Origin of the sequence: Bradyrhizobium archetypum (genome assembly GCF_013114835.1) — a bacterium.
GTDB lineage: Bacteria > Pseudomonadota > Alphaproteobacteria > Rhizobiales > Xanthobacteraceae > Bradyrhizobium > Bradyrhizobium archetypum.
This window is the reverse complement of sequence record NZ_JAAVLW010000014.1, coordinates 63,268-82,276: the sequence shown is the minus strand read 5'-3', so window position 1 is coordinate 82,276 and position 19,009 is coordinate 63,268. Positions and strand designations below refer to the sequence as shown.

At 63.0% G+C, this 19,009-nt stretch carries 17 protein-coding genes; 6 read left to right on the top strand and 11 right to left on the bottom strand.

What is annotated here, in order from left to right; translation table 11 throughout:
- From HCN50_RS31570 to rfaD, 4 genes are all read right to left on the bottom strand, one after another.
- Positions 1–742: nucleoside-diphosphate sugar epimerase/dehydratase (locus HCN50_RS31570; protein WP_376700346.1), on the bottom strand; the 742-nt coding region annotated here is incomplete at its 3' end.
- Between the two features lie 85 nt (positions 743–827).
- Entirely contained in the window at positions 828–2,117 is a 1,290-nt protein-coding gene (locus HCN50_RS31565) for an O-antigen ligase family protein (protein ID WP_376700345.1), read from the bottom strand.
- Positions 2,114–3,586, bottom strand: coding sequence for a D-glycero-beta-D-manno-heptose-7-phosphate kinase (gene rfaE1, locus HCN50_RS31560; protein WP_171713781.1), 1,473 nt, complete (start codon positions 3,584–3,586; stop codon positions 2,114–2,116). Before rfaE1 ends, HCN50_RS31565 begins: the two co-directional genes overlap by 4 nt.
- A gap of 18 nt (positions 3,587–3,604) precedes the next feature.
- Positions 3,605–4,582: an ADP-glyceromanno-heptose 6-epimerase gene (gene rfaD, locus HCN50_RS31555; protein ID WP_171713780.1), complete on the bottom strand. Its 978-nt coding sequence runs from the start codon at positions 4,580–4,582 to the stop codon at positions 3,605–3,607.
- Positions 4,583–4,745: 163 nt separating this feature from the next.
- Between rfaD and waaF the strand changes: the two genes are divergently transcribed.
- Positions 4,746–5,813, top strand: a complete 1,068-nt coding sequence (waaF, locus tag HCN50_RS31550) for a lipopolysaccharide heptosyltransferase II (protein WP_171713779.1) — start codon at positions 4,746–4,748, stop codon at positions 5,811–5,813.
- Here waaF and HCN50_RS31545 read toward each other — a convergent pair.
- Positions 5,795–6,841 carry a glycosyltransferase family 4 protein gene (locus tag HCN50_RS31545; protein WP_171713778.1) on the bottom strand — a complete coding sequence of 349 codons (1,047 nt, stop codon included), beginning with the start codon at positions 6,839–6,841 and terminating at the stop codon, positions 5,795–5,797. The genes waaF and HCN50_RS31545 overlap by 19 nt on opposite strands.
- A 128-nt stretch (positions 6,842–6,969) precedes the next feature.
- Between HCN50_RS31545 and galE the strand changes: the two genes are divergently transcribed.
- The 4 genes from galE to HCN50_RS31525 all read left to right on the top strand — a co-directional run bounded on the left by galE (position 6,970) and on the right by HCN50_RS31525 (position 11,190).
- Positions 6,970–7,983 (top strand): UDP-glucose 4-epimerase GalE, encoded by a 1,014-nt coding sequence (gene galE / locus HCN50_RS31540; RefSeq protein WP_171713777.1) that lies wholly within the window; start codon positions 6,970–6,972, stop codon positions 7,981–7,983.
- A gap of 104 nt (positions 7,984–8,087) precedes the next feature.
- On the top strand, positions 8,088–9,908 hold the full coding sequence (locus HCN50_RS31535) for an ABC transporter ATP-binding protein (RefSeq protein WP_171713776.1): 1,821 nt from the start codon (positions 8,088–8,090) through the stop codon (positions 9,906–9,908).
- A 45-nt stretch (positions 9,909–9,953) separates the two neighbouring features.
- Positions 9,954–10,655: a fumarylacetoacetate hydrolase family protein gene (locus HCN50_RS31530; protein ID WP_171713775.1), complete on the top strand. Its 702-nt coding sequence runs from the start codon at positions 9,954–9,956 to the stop codon at positions 10,653–10,655.
- Between the two features lie 220 nt (positions 10,656–10,875).
- The gene (locus HCN50_RS31525; protein ID WP_171713774.1) at positions 10,876–11,190 is read left to right on the top strand and encodes an EthD family reductase; all 315 of its coding nucleotides are present in this window, start codon (positions 10,876–10,878) and stop codon (positions 11,188–11,190) included.
- Positions 11,191–11,319: 129 nt separating this feature from the next.
- On the opposite strand, the gene HCN50_RS31520 is transcribed toward HCN50_RS31525, so the two are convergent.
- From HCN50_RS31520 to HCN50_RS31495, 6 genes are all read right to left on the bottom strand, one after another.
- Complete coding sequence (locus HCN50_RS31520; protein WP_171713773.1) at positions 11,320–12,249, bottom strand: aspartyl/asparaginyl beta-hydroxylase domain-containing protein; 930 nt, start codon at positions 12,247–12,249, stop codon at positions 11,320–11,322.
- A gap of 414 nt (positions 12,250–12,663) precedes the next feature.
- Positions 12,664–12,816, bottom strand: a complete 153-nt coding sequence (locus HCN50_RS31515; protein WP_171713772.1) for a hypothetical protein — start codon at positions 12,814–12,816, stop codon at positions 12,664–12,666.
- A 161-nt stretch (positions 12,817–12,977) separates the two neighbouring features.
- Complete coding sequence (locus tag HCN50_RS31510) at positions 12,978–14,444, bottom strand: flavin-containing monooxygenase (RefSeq protein WP_171713771.1); 1,467 nt, start codon at positions 14,442–14,444, stop codon at positions 12,978–12,980.
- 247 nt (positions 14,445–14,691) lie between these two features.
- Entirely contained in the window at positions 14,692–16,119 is a 1,428-nt protein-coding gene (gene ahcY / locus HCN50_RS31505) for an adenosylhomocysteinase (RefSeq protein ID WP_171713770.1), read from the bottom strand.
- Positions 16,120–16,244: 125 nt separating this feature from the next.
- Complete coding sequence (gene metK, locus HCN50_RS31500; RefSeq protein ID WP_171713769.1) at positions 16,245–17,441, bottom strand: methionine adenosyltransferase; 1,197 nt, start codon at positions 17,439–17,441, stop codon at positions 16,245–16,247.
- Between the two features lie 60 nt (positions 17,442–17,501).
- Entirely contained in the window at positions 17,502–18,854 is a 1,353-nt protein-coding gene (locus HCN50_RS31495) for a hypothetical protein (protein ID WP_171713789.1), read from the bottom strand.
- Between HCN50_RS31495 and HCN50_RS31490 the strand changes: the two genes are divergently transcribed.
- Positions 18,747–18,974 carry a hypothetical protein gene (locus HCN50_RS31490; protein ID WP_171713724.1) on the top strand — a complete coding sequence of 76 codons (228 nt, stop codon included), beginning with the start codon at positions 18,747–18,749 and terminating at the stop codon, positions 18,972–18,974. The genes HCN50_RS31495 and HCN50_RS31490 overlap by 108 nt on opposite strands.
- Positions 18,975–19,009 lie beyond the last annotated feature (35 nt).

Sequence of the window (19,009 nt, the reverse complement as noted above, 5' to 3'; positions counted from 1 at the left end):
TGGCCCGCATCAGGACCGCCTCGGGATGGGCCTCCGGCTCGAACGCCGACGGCGTCATGACGACCCGCGAAATCGGCTTTCCCCGTCCGGCATAATCGCGGACCACATCTTCGACGTCGTCGATCCCGCCGAGCACCGGCACGTTGCGTATCGACTGCCCGCGGTCCGCCGCCGACGGCGACAATACGCCGACCGGCCAAAGCTGCTTGACCGCACCGCTCTCGATCGCGCGCAGCAGCACCTCCGCATCGGCGGCGCGGCCGATCAACAACGTCGCCGACGCGCCTTCGGTCTGGGCGTGGCGGCGAACGCGGGTGTAACGGAAATAGCGATAGCCGAAGCGGAGCGCGCTCAGCGTGAACACCTGCAGAAACCAGTAGAGAATGATGGTGATACGGCCGAACAGTACCGGCGCCTTGCCGTTCGACGCACCGAAAATGAAGGCATAGTCCAGCACGACGAGCGCGACCGCCAGAACCGTCGCCACACGCAGGATGTTCAACGCATCGGGCAGCGAAATGAAGCGCCATTTCGTCGTCGTCAGCTTGAAGACGTAACAGATCACGACGCTGAAGGCGACGAAGAACGGCAGAATGCGCAACACCGGCGGCAGGCGCGCATAGAAGGCTTCACCCCCGTCGAAACGCAGGTAGAAGCTGGCGAGCAGCGCAACCGCCGTCGCCAGCGCATCATGCGCTGCAATCAGGTAGTTGCGACGGGTCAGTTGCGAAAGAGGCGTCATTCCTGTGGCCGGCCGCGGAAACGATGGGGATTCGCTGGGCGTCCCATGTCCGCTGATATCTTATCTCCGGCGCGCATGCCAGCAATCATGGCGGGGCCGTTGCGGACCCTTGCGCGGCGCCGGACCTGGCGCGCAGGACCATGCCTCCGGCTACCCCGACCCCCAGCACATACATCCAGCCTTCATGAAAATCGAAGATGTGGGAATTGAAGAGCGACGTGAAGATATTCTGCACCACGACCAAAAGGCCGATCCAGTTGGCGAACCCGTCGCCTCGGAACAGGAGCAGGTGCAGGATCCACATCGCGTACAATATGACGACACCGAAAAGGCCCCATTGCACCGCGACGTTGAGCGTCTGGTTATGCGGGTTTCCGATCACCTCGCTGCTGGCCTGGTAGGAACCGGGCGTGGCGACGCGCTCGAACAGGCCGCGCGTTGCGCCGGTGCCGTGACCGATCAGCGGTGCCTCGGCGAAGAAGCCAAGAGACTTCCGCCAGAACTCGAGCCGCAGCCCGATCGATGTCGGTATGTTTTGCTCCTTGTAGAGCCGATAATCCCGGCCAAACGTCTCCGCGGTTTGGCGCAATGCTGGCGATGTCTGCCAGGCCACGGCAGCGAAGGCGGCCGCCACGCACAGGATGATGACGATGCTGCGCCACCTCAAATGCAACAGCGCAAACACCGCAAACATGATCGGCACCGTCACCAACGCCGTGCGCGACACCACCAGGAACGCCATGTTGACAAACAAACCGAAGGCGATGGCGGTGAGCAGTACGGCCAACGCAATCCGCTTTTCCCGCAGCAGCATGATGACCGGATAGGCGAGCGCGACCGCGCACAGCGTGAATTCCTGGCTCTGCGCGATGTAGTTCTTGACAAAGATGCCGCGCGCGGCGAGCTCCGGCGTCCGCAACGAAAGTTCGGGACGCAAAAACACCAGCCAGGACATCAGCATCAGCAGCGTGCACGAAACGAGGAACGCCACGAGCACCCACGATCCGCGCGCCGAGCGCTCGAAATGATAGAGCAGGACCGGAAGCAGCAGGAGCTTCGCGGCCGGCCCCACGGCATAGAGCCTCGCGGCCCAAGTGGCGTCCGACCACAGGGTTCCGACGAGCGTCAGAACGAACAGCGCGATCGGCAGCGCGGAAATCGGGCGCTTCAGCGAGGCAACAAAGCCTTTCAACTCGACCGTCGGCGCAACCGTGACAAGCAGGACGGCGCCGAAAATACCGACTAGCGAGGTCGACCATGGCAGCGACAGCGCAAGCAGGACAGCGACGACGTCGCTCACCTTCATCCACGCGGCTGGATCGCGCCAGACCGGCAGCGCCTTGGCCATCGGCGTGGAAAGTGCGTTTGCGCTCACGCCTTGCCTCCCCTGGCGCGGCCGACCAGCGACGTCGTGCTGTGGCCGGGCAGAATGTCGACGAGCATGACCTCGCCGCCGTCGGCCTCGACGATTTCGTGGCCGACAACCTGTTCGCGGGTGTAGTCGCCGCCTTTGACCAGCACGCTCGGCCTCACCTTCGCGATCAGTTCGATCGGCGTGTCCTCCTCGAAGATCGCGACGAGATCGACCGCCTCCAGCGCCGCCAGCACCTCGGCCCGCGCCTGCTCGTCCTGAACGGGACGTCCCTCGCCCTTCAGCCGCTTCACCGAGGCGTCGCTGTTAAGGCCGACGATCAGTCGGTCGCAGGCGCCGCGCGCGGCCGTCAGTATCTTGACGTGCCCGGGATGCAGAATGTCGAAGCAGCCGTTGGTGAATCCGACCCGCAGCCCCTGCCTGCGCCAGTCCGAAAGATGCGTATCGAGGTCGCCGCCGGCCGGCACGATCTTTTCTTCTGCCGCCAGCGACGCATGCGGCAGAATCTTCCGCCGCAGTTCCGACGGCGTCACGGTCGCAGTGCCCTTCTTGCCGACCGCGACGGCCGCCGCCGCATTCGCTATCCGGAGTGCCGCCTCCCAATCGGCCTTGGCCGCAAGCGCCAGCGCCAGCGCCGCGGCAACCGTGTCGCCCGCGCCGGAGACGTCGCGCACCTTGACCGGCAGCGCCGGCACGTGGATCGCTTCGCCGCCGCGAACCACCAACGTCATGCCGTGTTCGCTTTGCGTCACCAGCATCGCCTCGCAATCAGCCAGATTCATCGCGTCCTGCGCCGCCTCGGCGATGTTCTGGTCAGTATCGGCGCGGCTGCGGGTGGCTTCGGCAAACTCCTTGCGGTTGGGTGTCAGCAGTGTGGCGCCGCGATAGATCGCGAAATTGGCGCTCTTGGGGTCGACGATCACGCGCTTGCCGAGCTTCTTTGCGGTGTCGATGATGTTGCGGATGACCCGTGCCGTCAGCACGCCCTTGGCATAGTCGGACAACAGCACGATGTCGGCGCGCGGCAGATGCGGCAGGATCGCGTCGATCAGCGTTTGCTCGACGTCGGTTGAAGCCGGAACGACCAGCTCCCAATCCGCGCGAAGCATGTGGGTGGAAAAATGTTCGGAGACGAAGCGCACCTTCCGCGTCGTCGGCCGCAAGGGATCCGATACCAGCACGGCCTCGATCAACGTCTCCCGCGCCAGATTCGCCTTCAGCTTCGCGCCCGCCTCATCCTCGCCGACCAAGCCTGCAAAGATGCAGCGCGCCCCGAGCGAAGCGATGTTGCGCGCGACATTGCCGGCGCCGCCGACATTGGTCTCGCTGCGCTGGACCGCGATGACCGGCGCCGGCGCTTCCGGCGAAACGCGTGACACCTCGCCATAAACGAACTCATCGAGCATGAGGTCGCCGACGCAGAGCACGGTCTGACGGGCAATCGCCCGGCTCAGGGTTTCGAAGTCGAACATCTGTCTATCCGTTGCCCGTCAGCGAAAGCGATCGGCGCGATTGAGGAAATTCTTCACATAGGTTTCGACCGCGTCTTCCAGCGCGGTGAAGCCGCCATTATACCCGGCGCGCAGCAGCCGATCGACTTCGCTCTGAGTGAAGTACTGATAGCTGCCGCGAATAGCTTCCGGCATGTCGATATACTGGATGTTCGGCTTGGCGCCGAGCGCTGTATAGGCCGACAGCATCAGCTCGCGAAAGCTGCGCGCGGTGCCAGTGCCGACGTTGAAGATGCCGCTGACGGCAGGCGTTCCGAGCAGCCACATCGTGACGCGGACGACGTCATCGACATAGATAAAATCGCGGCGCTGGTCGCCATCGGCAATCCCTTCGCGGTGCGACTTGAACAATTGCACGGGGCGCCCGTCCCTGATGTCGTCGAAGCGCCGCGCCAGCACGCTCATCATCGCGCCCTTGTGATATTCGTTAGGGCCGAACACGTTGAAAAATTTCAACCCGGCCCATTGCGGCGGCAGCAGTTCGCCGCGCGCGGCGCGTTCGGCGACTGCCATGTCGAACAGGTGCTTGCTCCAGCCATAGAGGTTCATCGGCCGCAGCCGCTTCAGCGCGTCCATGGACTGGTCGTCACCAAACCCCTGTTCACCGTCGCCATAGGTCGCGGCCGAGGACGCGTAGATCAGCGGCGTCGCGTTCGCCGTGCACCAGTCCAGGAGCCGCATCGACAGGCGGAAATTGGTCTCGATCACGAGGTCGCCGTCGGTCGCCGTGGTCTCGGAGATGGCACCGAGATGGATGACGGCCTCCAGCCGGCGGCCCTTCAGCCAGTCCATCAGTTCCGGCGGCGGCACGAAATCGGCGAGCCGGCGCTTGGCCAGGTTGCGCCACTTGCCGTCATGGCCGAGCACGTCGCACACGGCCACGTCCCGGCCGGCGTCATTCAACGCAGCCACGACGTTCGACCCGATAAAACCGGCGCCCCCGGTCACCAGCAACATGCCATCCCCTGCCATGATTGTCCGGGCAAAGCTTTGCCCCACTCCCGCGCGGCAGGCAACTTTGGTTCTTTGGCGAAGCGAATATCGATAGATGGCTTTACCTGCCGATGGGGAGCAGTTACCGACGGGACCACAACCGGTTAGCCAACAATATAGCCAAAGTATGAACGTTAATTCATTCGATGGGATCGGAACGGAAGATGCCGCCGATACAAGGCCTATCCTGATCGTGCCCTACATGTGGATCGGCGATTTCGTACGCGGCCATACCGTCGTGCGGGTATTGAAGAAGCGCTGGCCGAATCGCCCGGTCGACCTCCTGGTGACCTCCCTGTGCGCGCCGTTGGTCGACTATATGCCCGGTGTCCGGGCGGGCATTGTCTGGGACCTGCCGCGCAGCCGGCTTGCGCTGGCCAAGCAGTGGGGCCTCGCATCCGAACTGCGCGCCCAGGGGTATGGAACCGCCCTCGTCCTACCCCGCACCTGGAAGGCTGCGATTGCGCCCACGCTGGCCAGGATCCCGGAGCGCGTCGGCTTTTTCGGCGAGGCGCGGATCGGGCTGATCAACCGGATGCGCTGGGGCGAGAAGGCCCTGCCCCGCTTCATTGACAAGAATGCCGCGCTGGCGCTGCCCTCCGGCGCAGCGCTGCCGCCGGAATGGCCGGTGCCGCAGCTCGTGGTGCCTTCAGAGGAAGTCTCGCGCTGGCGTCAGGCCAATGGCCTAGGCACGGGCCCCGCGGTGGCGATGGCGCCCGGTTCCGTCGGCGCCTCGAAACGATGGACCTATTATCCCGGCGCCGCACGGCTGCTGGTCGAGCGCGGGCTCGATGTCTGGGTGATCGGCGGCCCCGGCGAGAAGGCGCTGGCGCAGGAGATCGTCTCCGCTGCCGGCGACAAGGCCCGCGATCTCACCGGCAGCGACCTGCGCAACGGTATCCTGGCGATGGCGGCGGCCGGGGTCGCGATCTCGAACGACTCCGGCCTGATGCACATCGCGGCTGCGATCGGCACGCCGACCATCGGCATCTTTGGTCCCACCAGCCCCTATCTCTGGGCGCCGCTGAACGGTCTCGCCGCCACGGTTCTCCAGACCAAATCCGTGCTGCCCTGCCAGCCCTGCCAGCGCACCGTTTGCACCATGAACGACCATCGCTGCATGCGCGACATCGATCCCTCCTATGTAGCCGATGTCGCCCATCGCCTGTTGGTCAGTCAGCCGAGCGTCCGATAAACCGCGGCGATCGCCTTCGCCTCTGCTTCGAGGCTGAACTTCTCTACGGCCCGCGCCCGTGCCCGCTCGCCCATCGCCATTGCCGATGCCGGATCGCGCATCAGCGGCTCCAGCGCGGCGACCAGCGCGTCGGCATCGCCCGGTGGCGTCAGCACGCCAGTCACGCCGTCCTCGACTACAAACTGCGCTGCGCCGGCGCGCGATGCCACCAGCGCCGCGCCTGCCGCCATCGCCTCGATCAGCGTTAGACCGAAGCCTTCGTTGCGCGAGGTGAAAGCGTAGATCGTCAGCCGCTGATACCAGCGCTGCACTTCCTCGATTTCGAGTTCGCCGGTGATGACGATGCGCGATCGCAGCCCTGCGGCCTCGATTCGCTGCTTCAAATCATTGGCGAACGCTTGCTGCTCCGGCACGATCGCGCCGACAATGACGGCCGTGAAATCGGGATAGCACGGCAACAGCCGGCACATCGCCTCGACGAACACATCCGTACCCTTCTGCGCACGCACGCGGCCGAAGCAGCCGATCGCGTAACGTCCCGGCAGTTTCGCCTCAGCAAATGCCGCCGCCCGGTCGGACGGCGGCGCATAGCGATCGGTATCGACACCGTGCATCACCACCGTCGCCTCGCGCCGGAGAAACGACGCCGATAGTTCGGAGGTCGCGATGATCGCGTCCATCTGCCGGATCAGCCAGCGCGTCAGCCGCTTGTGATGCCGCTGCGCCGCCGAGGTGAAGACGAGTTTCAGCGGCCAGCCGAGCGCGCGCAGCAATACGCCCACGATCATCTCGTCGTTGCGCCGCGCATGCCAGATCAGCGGGTTGCGGCGGCGCCAGAGTTTCAAGAGATCGGCAAAGCCCATCCGCGCGATGCCATCCGGAGCGTGCGGCCCGAGCCATGCCGCGCGGTACATTTGGGCGAGTTTCGGCGCCACCATGCGGTTGGTCGCCGTGACGCCCGAATAGCGCCAGTGCAGATTCGGCACGATCAGTTGCAGATCACTGGCCAAATGGTTCTCGATCGGCACGTCCGGCTCCGTTTCGGCCAGTTCCTATACGCAACATTAAGCATAGTGACCAGTTCGGGCTGGGCCGAAACCCCCTCTTCACCGCGAGCCCCCTAGCATCGCCTGAAATAAAACGGGAGAGGTGACCCATGACCGTGCTCGTCACCGGTGGCGCCGGCTATATCGGAAGTCATACGGTTCATGCGCTGGTGGATGCCGGCGAAAATGTCGTCGTGATCGATAACCTGTCCACCGGATTTTCCTCACTTTTGCCTCGTCCAGTGCCGCTGTTCATCGGCGACGCCGGCGACGAAAACCTCGTCGAGAGCGTGATCGCCCAGCACCGCGTCGAGAGCATCATTCATTTCGCAGGCTCCGTCGTGGTGCCGGATTCGATGCGCGATCCGCTCGGCTATTACCGCAACAACACCATGACGACCCGCAGCCTGTTGAATTCGGCGGTGAAGAGCGGTGTCAGCCGCTTCATCTTTTCGTCAACGGCAGCCGTCTATGGCAATCCGGACCAGGTGCCGGTGCCGGAACATGCGCCGACGCGGCCGACGTCGCCTTACGGCTCCTCCAAGTTGATGACCGAAATCATGCTGCATGACACAGCCAGCGCGCACGACATGAAGTATGTCGTGTTACGCTATTTCAACGTCGCCGGCGCCGATCCGGACGGTCGCTGCGGCCTCTCAACCGTCGGCGCGACGCATCTGCTCAAGATCGCGGTCGAGGCCGCCACCGGCCAGCGTGCCAAGGTCGACGTGTACGGAACCGACTATCCGACGCCGGACGGAAGCTGTATCCGCGACTTCATTCATGTCAGCGACCTCGCGCAGGCCCATCGCGCCGCGCTGTCATATCTGCGCGGCGGCGGAAGCTCGATCACGCTGAACTGCGGCTACGGCCGCGGCTATTCAGTGCTGGAAACCATCGAGGCTGTGCGCCACGTCTCGATGCGCAATTTCGCGGTGTCGTATGCGCCGCGCCGCCCTGGTGACATCATGACCATGGTCGCCGACACCGGCCGCATCCGCTCCGTACTGGACTGGACGCCGCAATACGACAATCTCGAAACCATTGCCGGCCACGCGCTGACTTGGGAAAAGCGGCTGTTCAGCGAGCGCGGCGACCACCCGCAGCGGGTGGAATCGGCCTGAAATCAGGCGCTTATTTGGCTTGAAAAACCCCGCTTTAGCAGGCAAGGAGGCATCGCACGAGCCCTGACGCGCCGGGCTATCCAGGCGCCGTCAATGGAACGCGGATGACCGAACTTCCAAAGCAACCGACACGAAAAATCACCGACGATCCCTATGGCGCGGCGATCCTGATTCGCCGCCTCGTCATGGAACAGGGCATCGTCTATTGGCGGCGCTATCTCTTGGCGTTCGCGCTGATGGGCCTGGCGGCCGGCGCTACCGCGGGCTCGGCCTATATTCTGGGCCAGGTGATCAACCAGGCCTATGTCGACAAGAACGTGCTCGGCATCGCGCTGTTGTCGGGCGTCACGGTGATCTTGCTGTTCGTCAAGGGCGTGGCGACCTACGGCCATTCCGTGATCCTGTCTAAGATCGGCAACGCCATCCTCGCCAACAACCAGCGACGGCTGTTCGCCAAACTGATGAACGAAAGCATCGGGTTCTATTCCGAGCGGCATTCATCCGAATTTTTGGCGCGGCTGACATCGGGCGCGCGATCCATCACCGAAGTGATGGAGCTCCTGATCAATGCAGTCGGGCGCGACGTGCTGCTGCTGATCTCGCTTGTCGCGGTGATGGTCGCGCAGGATCCGATCCTGTCGCTAATCGGCCTTCTGGTGGTGCCGCCCGCGATGCTGTTTCTGCGCAAGCTGGTGAAGCGTATCAAGGGGCTCGCGCACAACCAGTTCACCGGCAGCGCCGACATCATGGAGACCATGCAGGAAGCGCTGCAGGGCATCCGCACGGTGAAGGCGTTCACGCTGGAACAAGCCATGCAGCGGCAGATCGACGAGAACATCGCGATCGTCGAGCGCAACTCGAACAAGATGGCGCGGGTGTCAAACCGCGCCAATCCGCTGATGGAAATGCTCGGCGGCTTCGCGGTGGCCGGCTGCCTGCTCTACGGCGGCTACAGCGTGGTCGCGCTCGGCGCCACGCCGGGCCAGTTCTTTTCCTTCATGACCGCGTTCCTGCTGGCGACCGAACCCGCCAAGCGGCTGTCGCGGCTCAATATCGATCTGAACAGCAAGCTGGTCGGCGCCAGGATGCTGCTGGAAATCGTCGACAGCCCGGCGAGCGAGCCGCCCGATGACCACAAGCCGGCGCTCAAGCTCTCGACCGCCCGGGTCGAGTTCCGCGACGTCGCCTTCTCCTACCGGCGGGACGAGCCGGTGTTGAAGCGTATGAGCTTCGTCGCCGAGCCCGGCAAGACCACCGCGCTGGTCGGCCCCTCCGGCGGCGGCAAATCCACCGTGCTCGCGCTGTTGCTGCGGCTCTATGAGGTGGACAGCGGTGACATCCTGATCGATGGCCAGAGCATATCGGCGGTCTCGCGGCGCTCGCTGCGGCGGCAGAGCGGCTATGTCGGTCAGGACGTCTATCTGTTCCGCGATACGATCGGCGCCAACATCGCCTTCGGCAAGGAAGGCGCCAGCCAGGTTGAGATCGTGGCGGCGGCGAAGGCGGCCTGCGCGCACGACTTCATCATGGGCTTTCCGCTCGGCTACGATACGCCGGTCGGCGAACACGGCACGCAGCTCTCCGGCGGCCAGCGTCAGCGCATTGCGGTGGCGCGGGCGCTGATCCGCAACGCGCCGATCATCCTGCTCGATGAAGCGACTGCAGCGCTGGATTCGGAATCCGAGAAGGCAGTGCAGGAAGCGATCGACCATCTCTGCCGGAACCGCACCACCATCGTGATCGCCCACCGCCTGCACACCATCATGCATGCGGATGCCATCCTGGTGGTCGAGGGCGGCGAGATCGTCGAACGCGGCCAGCACGACGATTTGCTGCGGCGCGGCGGCCGCTACGCCTCGTTCTTCCGCCTGCAGCAGCGCGAAGCCGGTCCGCCCAGTCTGGCGCCGGTCACCGCAACCGCGTAAAAGCGACCCGCCGGTTTTATATTGTAACCCGTTGAGACCCTTTTCATGAACGCAGCTTCCTACGTCATTCCTGCTCCTCCGCAGCCCTCGCTCCCCGTCGTCGGTGAGACGGGCTCCTATCCGGTCCGCCGCATTTGGTGCGTCGGGCGCAACTATCTCGAGCACATCCGCGAGATGGGCAATGACGAGCGCGCGCCGCCGTTCTTCTTCGGCAAGCATGCCGACATGCTGGTGCCCGACGGCGCCACGATCCCCTATCCGCCACTAACCAAGGACCTGCATCACGAGGTCGAGCTGATCGTCGCGATGAAGAGCGGCGGCCTCAACATTCCCGCCGACAAGGCACTCGACCATGTCTATGGCTATGCGGTCGGCATCGACCTCACCCGCCGCGACCTGCAGATTGCCTCCCGCAAGAAGGAGCGGCCATGGGAGATCGGCAAGTCGTTTGACTACTCCGCGCCGTGCTCCGCGATCCAGCCGGCTTCCAAGATCGGCCATCCCGCCAAGGGCAAGATCTGGCTAACGGTGAACGGCAAGGAAGCGCAAAAGGGCGATCTCACCGAGCTGATCTGGAACGTGCCTGAAATCATCTGGCAGCTCTCGCAGCAGGTGAAGCTCGCCGCCGGCGACATCATCATGACGGGAACGCCGGCCGGCGTCTCGCAGCTCCAGCCCGGCGATCAGATCGAATGCGGCGTCGACGGCGTCGGCACGCTGAAGGTTGCCATCGGCAAGCCGGAATAGGCCGCGCGAAAGCAAGACATAGAGCCCCGGACCTGATCCGGGGCTTTTTCGTTGCGGGAGCCGCAGGATGCGGTGGAGCGCAAGCGATACCCATCAAAGCGGTCGCGCCTGCACGCCAAGCGAAGATGTGCTGCGTTGCGGTTGCAAGATCCGCAAAACTGCCGCAGATTTCGGATATAGCCGGAGAACAACGGCAAACATCAGATTGGAGGGCACGTCCATGATCAAGGTCAGCGTAATGTATCCCAATACACCCGGCGGGCGCTTCGATCACGACTATTACCGCGACAAGCATATGCCGCTCGTGAAAGCCCGCATGGGCGAGGCCTGCAAGTCCTACACGGTCGACAAGGGGTTAGCCGGCGGCGCGCCCGGCGCTCCCGCCACCTATGTCGGCATGTGTCACATCTTCTGCGACTCGATCGAGGCATTTCAGACCGGATTCGGGCCGCACGCCAAGGAGATCATGGCCGACATCCCGAACTATACCGACCAGTCTCCGGTCATTCAGATCAGCGAAGTGGTCGTCGGTTGATGCCGTAGCCGTCGGTTTCGATGCTTAGGGCGGGTGAGCGAAAGCGTAACCCGCCGTCTTAGGCGCATCCATTACCATCGGGCGCCCCTATTGCGCGCCACGAGGGTCTAATGATTGCGGTGCGCGCGTTCATCGCAACGCCGACAGAACGATCAGTCCAACGATCCCGACCATCAGGCTGTATTTCAGCGTGTAGTAAACCTTGCGGTTCCACTCCTTCACGCGCCGGCTGGCGAGGTGGACGTCGTATAGCTTGCCGAAGACCTTGTTGAGCACACCGACATGCTCGCCTTCCATGTTCTGCGTCGCGGAGGCCTTGACGATGTGGTGGCTGACCCAGCGGTTGATCGCGGTCATGAAGCCGTATTTCATCGGACGTTCGACGTCGCAGAACAGGATGATACGGTTGACGTCGGTGGCGTTCTCGGCGCTGTGGATGAAGGTCTCGTCGAACATGAAGGCCTCGCCATCGCGCCAGACGCACGGCACACCGTCGACCAGGATCCGGCATTTGTCCGAATTGGGCGTGACGAGGCCCAAATGATAACGCAGTGAGCCCGCAAAGGGATCGCGGTGCGCGCCGAGCTTGCCGCCGGGCGGCAGCATGGCAAACATCGCGCCGTGAACCGTCGGGATCGAATTTAGAAGTTCGACCGTCTTCGGACACAGGCCGCGGGCCGAGGGAAGAAAGTCGTCATACCATTTCAGGTAGAACCGCTTCCAGCCGCTCTTGAAGAACGAGTAGAAGCCCCAGTCGTTGTTCTTGGCGGCGGCGCGGATAAAGCCCTCGTCGAACAGCCGCACCGCCTCCTCGCGGATCGTCTCCCAATTCTCGCTGAGCTTTGCCAGTTCAGGAAAGCGCTCGACCGGGATCACCGGCTGGTTCGGAACCGCCGAGCCCGCATACATCAGCACATTGTAAGGCGCGAGATAGGTTGAGTGATCGCCGAGCTGACGCGCGATCCGAAGCCGCTCGCGGCCGCGGAAATGCACGTAGAGCGTGGACGCGACAAGGATGTAGAGGACGACAAGTTGTGGCGCGAAAAGCTGCTGCAGCATTTTCCGGTTCCTGTACCCGTGATGCGCGGAATTGATCCGCTGCCCGATAGGCCTGGGCTGGTGCTGGTTCCGTTGATTACATTTCGGCCCATATTTCACCATGCTACCGGAGCGGGAGCAAGGTCCGAAAGCCCGTTCGAGGTGTTGCAAGAAGGCGTCAGCGCGGCAGGCAGCAAGCACTCGATCTTCTCTGCGCCCCTGGCGAGCGGTTCTTGCACAGATGATATGGCGAGATCGCGAAGTCATACTCCCTTGTCGTCACCCGCGAAGGCGCGTGACCCCAGCAATCCAGAGAAGCCATGGATTAGTAGCCGCGGCGTACTAGACGCCTTCCCGCTGGAGCCTGTCATCGGGCGCGCGTTTGCGCGACCCGGTGGCGGGGCATGACGGCTTTACTTGCGTCGAGACTGCCTCTCAGCTCCGCAGTGCCTGCAGTCCCTTGAACGTGAGTCGCTTCGGATCGCGGACGCCGGCCAGGTAGAACTTGCGGATGAAGGCAATCGCTGCCTCGCGGTCGCAATCAGTCAGCGCCACCAGGGCATCGACGGCAATTCGCTGGGCATCCATGGGCTTCCTCGTGCTGTCAGGTGCCGCAAGTCACTCAGCGTAGCAGCACGCCGGTTAATCTGGCGTTAACCGTGAGGATAGTTTGGACGATTCGCCTTCACGCCCGTATACGCGAAATGACGCATGGAGTATCCGGACACGGGCCCTGAATGCTGCCGGCCTCACGAATACTGCATCACGCCGTCGTCGATCTTGCCGTAGCGCAAGCTGACGATATCGAGCGCGTAGTTCTGATACAGCCGCCACGGCCGCTTCGACCCCTGCTTGGGCAATTTTGCGATCGAGCGCTGCACATAGCCGGACGAAAAATCCAGCGACGGCAATTCCGTTACCGACGGATCGACATTATGCGGCATGCATTGCTTATAGCCGTTCCGCTCCATGTAGTTGATCAGACGGCAGACATATTCGCAGGTCAGATCACACTTCAGCGTCCATGATGCATTGGTGTAGCCGAACGCCGAGGCCAGGTTCGGGATGTCCGAATACATCATGCCCTTGTAATTCAGCGTGCGCGCGAAATCGATCGTGCGGCCGTCGACGCTGACCTCGAGGCCGCCGAGCACCTGCAGGACCAGGCCGGTCGCGGTGACGATGATGTCGGCTTCGAGCTCGCTGCCGTCCTTCAGCCTGATTCCGTGTTTGGTGAAGGTATCAATCTCGCTGGTGACGACGGAAGCGCGCTTGTCGCGGATCGACTTGAAGAGATCGCCGTCCGGCACCAGGCAGAGCCGCTGCTCCCATGGATTGTAGCGCGGCGTAAAGTGCTTAGCCACGTCGTATTCCGGCCCCAGCGCCATCTTGACGCCGCCAAGGATCAGTTGTTTGGCGCGTTCAGGCTTGCGGCGGCAGAGTTGGAAGAAATACATGCCGAACAGCACGTTGCGCCAGCGGATCAGATGATAGGCGAGTTTCGCGGAGAGATTCTGGCGCAGCTTGTTGGCAAGCGCATCTTCTGCCGGCCGAGCCACGACATAAGTCGGCGAACGCTGCAGCATGGTGACATGCGCTGCCGCCTTGGCCATTTCAGGCACCAGCGTCACCGCAGTCGCGCCCGAGCCGATCACCACGACGCGCTTGCCGGCGTAGTCAAGGTCCTCGGGCCATTTCTGCGGGTGCACGATCTGGCCTTGGAAATCCGCCGAGCCGGAAAACTCCGGCGTGTAGCCTTCCTCGTATTTGTAATAGCCCGAGCACATGAACAGGAAATTGCAGGTGAAGCGGACCGTCTCGGTCGCGCCCTCGTCCACCGTGCGCTCGGCTTCCACCGTCCATCGCACATCCGCCGACGACCACGACGCGCGTTTGACGCGGTGGTGAAATCGGATCTTCTTGTCGATGCCGTTGTCGATCGCGGTCTCGCGCACATAGTTGAGGATCCGCGGCCCGTCGGCGATCGCCTTCGGCTCGGTCCACGGCCGGAACGAATAGCCCAGCGTGTACATGTCGCTGTCGGAGCGGATGCCGGGATACCGAAACAGATCCCAGGTGCCGCCGATGCAATCGCGGCCCTCGAGGATCACGTAACTCTTGCCGGGGCACTTCTCCTGCAGGTGATAGCCCGCCCCGATGCCGGACAGGCCGGCGCCGACAATGAGGACGTCGAAATGTTCTGCCGTGTCGGTCATGGCGATCTCCCTGCTTTCAGATGTAATGGGCAGCAGGCAGAAATTGCAACTCGCATTGTGAGCTCACCGCAGCGATACATGATGTATCGAAGCGCCGGCAGAATTCGACGGCCTTTCCGGCGCGAAAGCGCCAGAAATCACGGCAGCTTGTACAGCCCGGCCAGCAAAAAAGCCCCGGATCGCTCCGGGGCTTGTCGAGGCTCTGTGTTCGCTCGGTGGCGGCGTCCGCACCACAGGCGGCCTGAAATCAGTAGCGGTAGTGATCCGACTTGTAAGGACCTTCCGGCTTGACGCCGATATAGTCGGCCTGGTCCTTGCGCAGCTCCGTCAGCTTGACGCCGATCTTGGCGAGATGCAGGCGGGCCACCTTCTCGTCCAGCGTCTTCGGCAGCACATAGACCTTCTTCTGGTACTTGCCGTCCTTGTTGTTGGCGAACAGCTCGATCTGCGCCAGCGTCTGGTTGGTGAAGGAGGCCGACATCACGAAGGACGGATGGCCCATGGCGTTGCCGAGGTTCACGAGGCGGCCTTCCGACAACAGGATGATGCGGTGCTTGTCGGGGAATTCGATCTCGTCGACCTGTGGCTTGATGTTGGTCCACTTCAGGTTACGCAAGCCGGCGATCTGGATCTCGTTGTCGAAGTGGCCGATGTTGCAGACGATGGCGCGATCCTTCATCGCGCGCATGTGGTCAATGGTGATGATGTCCTTGTTGCCGGTGGCGGTGACAAAGATGTCGGCGCGCGGCGCGGCGTCTTCCATCGTGGTGACTTCATAGCCTTCCATCGCCGCCTGCAGCGCGCAGATCGGATCGACTTCGGAGACCATGACACGGCAGCCGGCCTGGCGCAGCGAGGCGGCCGAGCCCTTGCCGACGTCGCCGAAGCCCGCGACCATCGCGGTCTTGCCGGACATCATCACGTCGGTGCCGCGGCGGATGCCGTCGACCAGCGATTCACGGCAGCCATAGAGGTTGTCGAACTTCGACTTGGTGACGCTGTCGTTGACGTTGATGGCGGGGAACAACAGCGTGCCCTTGTTCGCCATGTCGTAGAGGCGATGCACACCCGTGGTCGTCTCCTCCGAGACGCCCTTGATGTTCTTGGCGATCTCCGCGAAGTAGCCCTTCGGCTTCTCCCTCAAGAGGCGCTTGACGAGCGCATAGAAGATCTCCTCTTCCTCCGAGGTCGGCTTGTCGAGGAACGCGGTGTCGCCCTGTTCGGCGCGATAGCCGGCATGCACCAGCATGGTGGCATCGCCACCGTCATCGAGGATCATGTTGGGCGTGCCGCCGCCGTGCCAGTCGAACAGTTTGGCGGTGTAGTCCCAGTATTCGGTCAGCGTCTCGCCCTTGACCGCAAATACCGGAATGCCGGCGGCCGCGATCGCGGCGGCCGCATGGTCCTGCGTCGAATAGATATTGCACGACACCCAGCGGATATCGGCGCCGAGCGCGGCCAGCGTCTCGATCAAGACCGCGGTCTGGATCGTCATGTGCAGGGAGCCGGCGATGCGGGCGCCCTTCAGCGGCTGCTTGGGTCCGAATTCCTCGCGCGTCGCCATCAGGCCCGGCATTTCGGTCTCGGCCAGCGAGATCTCCTTGCGGCCGAAATCGGCGAGCGAAATGTCCTTGACGATGTAGTCGGTGAAGGCGGACTTGGTGGGGGCGTTCATGAGAGCTTCCTGCTTTCTAGTCGTCATTCCGGGTCGCCCAAAAGAGGCGAACCCGGAATCTCGAAATGATGGATAAGAATTCCGGGTTCGCTTGCTGTCGCGAGCGCCCCGGAATGACGCAAAAGTCAGATCGCGCGCTTGAGCGGTTCGACGAGATCGGTCTTCTCCCAGGAGAAGCCGCCTTCATTGTCGGGCGTGCGGCCGAAATGGCCATAGGCTGCGGTGCGAGCGTAGATCGGCCGGTTGAGGTCGAGATGGGTGCGGATGCCGCGCGGCGTCAAATCCATCGCCTTCGCCGCCGCCTTCTCGAGCTGGTCCTCCGGCACCTTTCCGGTGCCATGGGTATCGATATAGATCGACAGCGGCCGCGCCACGCCGATCGCGTAAGCAAGCTGCAGCGTGCAGCGATCAGCAAGACCAGCGGCAACGATGTTCTTGGCGACGTAGCGCGCGGCATAGGCCGCCGACCGGTCGACCTTGGTGGGGTCCTTGCCGGAGAACGCGCCGCCGCCATGCGGGGCCGCGCCACCATAGGTGTCGACAATGATCTTGCGGCCGGTGAGGCCGGAATCGCCATCGGGACCACCGATGTAGAACTTGCCGGTCGGATTGATGTGCCAGATGGTCTTGCCGTTGATCCACTCCTTCGGCAGCGCCTCGCGGACATAGGGCTCGACGATGTCACGAATCTGATTGGAGGAGAGGTCCTCGATCAGATGCTGATGCGAGACCACGATCTCACGCACAGCGACAGGCTTGCCGTTCTCGTACTGCACGGTGACCTGGCTCTTGGAGTCCGGACCAAGCACCTTCTCGCGGCCGGAGTGACGCGCTTCTGAAATCAGCCGCAGGATCTTGTGAGCATAGAAGATCGGCGCCGGCATCAGGTCGGGCGTCTCGTTGGTGGCGTAGCCGAACATGATGCCCTGGTCGCCTGCGCCCTCTTCCTTCTTCTCGCCCGGTTGCAGCGCATCGACGCCCTGCGCAATGTCGGCCGACTGCGGATGCAGCAGGATCTCGATGTCGGCCTTCTGCCAGTGGAAGCCTTCCTGCTCGTAGCCGATGTCCTTGATCGCTTCGCGCACCACGCTTTCGATCTGGTCGTTGGTGACCGACGCCGGACCGCGGGTTTCGCCGGCGATCACGACCTTGTTGGTGGTAGCGAGCGTCTCGCAGGCCGCACGGATCTGCCACGGATCGATGCCCGCCTTCGGCCCTTCTCGGTAGAACAGGTCAACGATCTCGTCGGAAATCCGGTCGCAGACCTTGTCGGGATGCCCCTCGGAGACCGACTCGCTGGTGAACAGGTAAGACGCGCGCATCAAGCAGACCCCTTTTTTCGTCGAACTCCGACGGTTGTTTGTGAATGTGTTCCTGAAGTGTCAGTCGCGACGGCGCGAAATGACGTAGGATTCGTCGTAAAACCAAAGCCCATTATGCTTGCGCAGAACCTCTCTCGTGGCATCGAGGGTCCGGCTGTTTTCCGTCATTTCCGCCAGCCGGTCGTCTTCGATCTGGGCGACATACACCGCCGCATTCCACGCTGCAAAGGCCGTCGAGGTTCCGATCGAACCGGTGACCTCGTTGGGCAGCGCTTCCATATCATAACGGAAGATGGAACGGTTATCGGCGTAGGCATTAAAGTTAAGGTCCCGCCCAGCCGACCCCAGCTCATATTTCACCGCGCGCAATAGCTCATGGCGGCTTACCGCGAAAGGATTTTCTCCGGGCCAAACCGACTGGATGATTTCGAGGCCCGGATCATGGCCATGGGAGTGGATTCCAATCAAACGGCCCCCTGCCCGCAGGGATCGAGCCAGTGGGGCAATGATCCGCTTGGCGCGGAAATTCACAGAGGATTTGGCCCGATAGGGCTGGGAAGCGATCACAAGGTCGAAATTGGCCTCGGTCCGGCCCGCCCGGGGGATAATCGAATCAAGCAGGAACCGGTGATCGTCGCGGTACAGCACCAACGCGACCGGGCGTTCATAGATCGGCATGCCCGATTTGGGGCTGATATTGGCCCGCCAGTTCTGTTCCAGAAACGGTCCCAACTCGGCGATCTGGGTCTCGAATTCCCCCGAAGAGGCTCCGCGCAGGGCGACCTCATGCCAGATCATGCCGGCAGCCGCGGCTGGTGAGGCCGGCGTCAGCCAGGGTGCCTCTGCATAATGCATGTTGGTCAGGACGACGACGGTCGCCGGGTGCTCGAACAGCCTGTCCGGCACCTTATCCAGTGTCAGGCGAACGTCCTCGAGGCTGAGCTCCTTGCCGGCGATGTAGAATGGCATATGGGGGAAGCGGCCGTGCATCGAGCGCATCACCCGCGCCAACACCGTGCCGTCACCGACGCCGGCGTCGAAGACGCGAAGCGCCGGCGGCCGCGGGTGCAGGCTGGACAATTCCAGCGCCACCCGCTCGGCGATCACCCGCTTCTCGCTGCAGGTGTGGACGAACAGCAGGTATTTCTGGCGGTTCTCGAAAAAGCGGAAATTGCTGCGCGGATCGCGCTTTTCCGGCGGCACGTCAAGGCCCCGCGGCGGCGGAAGGGCGCCGGTTGATGCCGCGATATAGGCCTGGATGCGGTCCAGCGTATCGACGGTGATGCGTTTACCCTCGCGTAGCCGATGCACCAGCTTGCCGTCATTGACGGCACGCCGTCCGAACGTCGTCTCCGCCATGTCGGCATGACGGCAGAATTCGGTGATCTTGCTGAGAATCTGGTCGTTCTTCATCGCGAAGAGTTGGGAAATCTCGGTGGGCAGCATCGGATGGCTGGATCGTCCTACCACGATCTGCCCACCGAAGGGAAGCCCTCCGCGGACGGGGCCGGCCTGCACCGGCGCCAGCCTTGAACCGCCATTCCGTGGGAGGCAACAAAGCGGTGTCG

Bases quoted from the DNA above. Each gene is read 5' to 3' on its own strand.
- rfaE1 (WP_171713781.1), bottom strand. From the start codon at position 3,586: ATGTTCGACTTCGAAACCCTGAGCCGGGCGATTGCCCGTCAGACCGTG.
- rfaD (WP_171713780.1), bottom strand. From the start codon at position 4,582: ATGTTGCTGGTGACCGGGGGCGCCGGTTTTATCGGGTCGAACGTCGTG.
- waaF (WP_171713779.1), top strand. From the start codon at position 4,746: ATGAACGTTAATTCATTCGATGGGATCGGAACGGAAGATGCCGCCGAT.
- galE (WP_171713777.1), top strand. From the start codon at position 6,970: ATGACCGTGCTCGTCACCGGTGGCGCCGGCTATATCGGAAGTCATACG.
- HCN50_RS31535 (WP_171713776.1), top strand. From the start codon at position 8,088: ATGACCGAACTTCCAAAGCAACCGACACGAAAAATCACCGACGATCCC.
- HCN50_RS31530 (WP_171713775.1), top strand. From the start codon at position 9,954: ATGAACGCAGCTTCCTACGTCATTCCTGCTCCTCCGCAGCCCTCGCTC.
- HCN50_RS31525 (WP_171713774.1), top strand. From the start codon at position 10,876: ATGATCAAGGTCAGCGTAATGTATCCCAATACACCCGGCGGGCGCTTC.
- HCN50_RS31520 (WP_171713773.1), bottom strand. From the start codon at position 12,249: ATGCTGCAGCAGCTTTTCGCGCCACAACTTGTCGTCCTCTACATCCTT.
- HCN50_RS31515 (WP_171713772.1), bottom strand. From the start codon at position 12,816: ATGGATGCCCAGCGAATTGCCGTCGATGCCCTGGTGGCGCTGACTGAT.
- HCN50_RS31510 (WP_171713771.1), bottom strand. From the start codon at position 14,444: ATGACCGACACGGCAGAACATTTCGACGTCCTCATTGTCGGCGCCGGC.
- ahcY (WP_171713770.1), bottom strand. From the start codon at position 16,119: ATGAACGCCCCCACCAAGTCCGCCTTCACCGACTACATCGTCAAGGAC.
- metK (WP_171713769.1), bottom strand. From the start codon at position 17,441: ATGCGCGCGTCTTACCTGTTCACCAGCGAGTCGGTCTCCGAGGGGCAT.
- HCN50_RS31490 (WP_171713724.1), top strand. From the start codon at position 18,747: ATGCACCAGCTTGCCGTCATTGACGGCACGCCGTCCGAACGTCGTCTC.
- HCN50_RS31495 (WP_171713789.1), bottom strand. From the start codon at position 18,854: ATGAAGAACGACCAGATTCTCAGCAAGATCACCGAATTCTGCCGTCAT.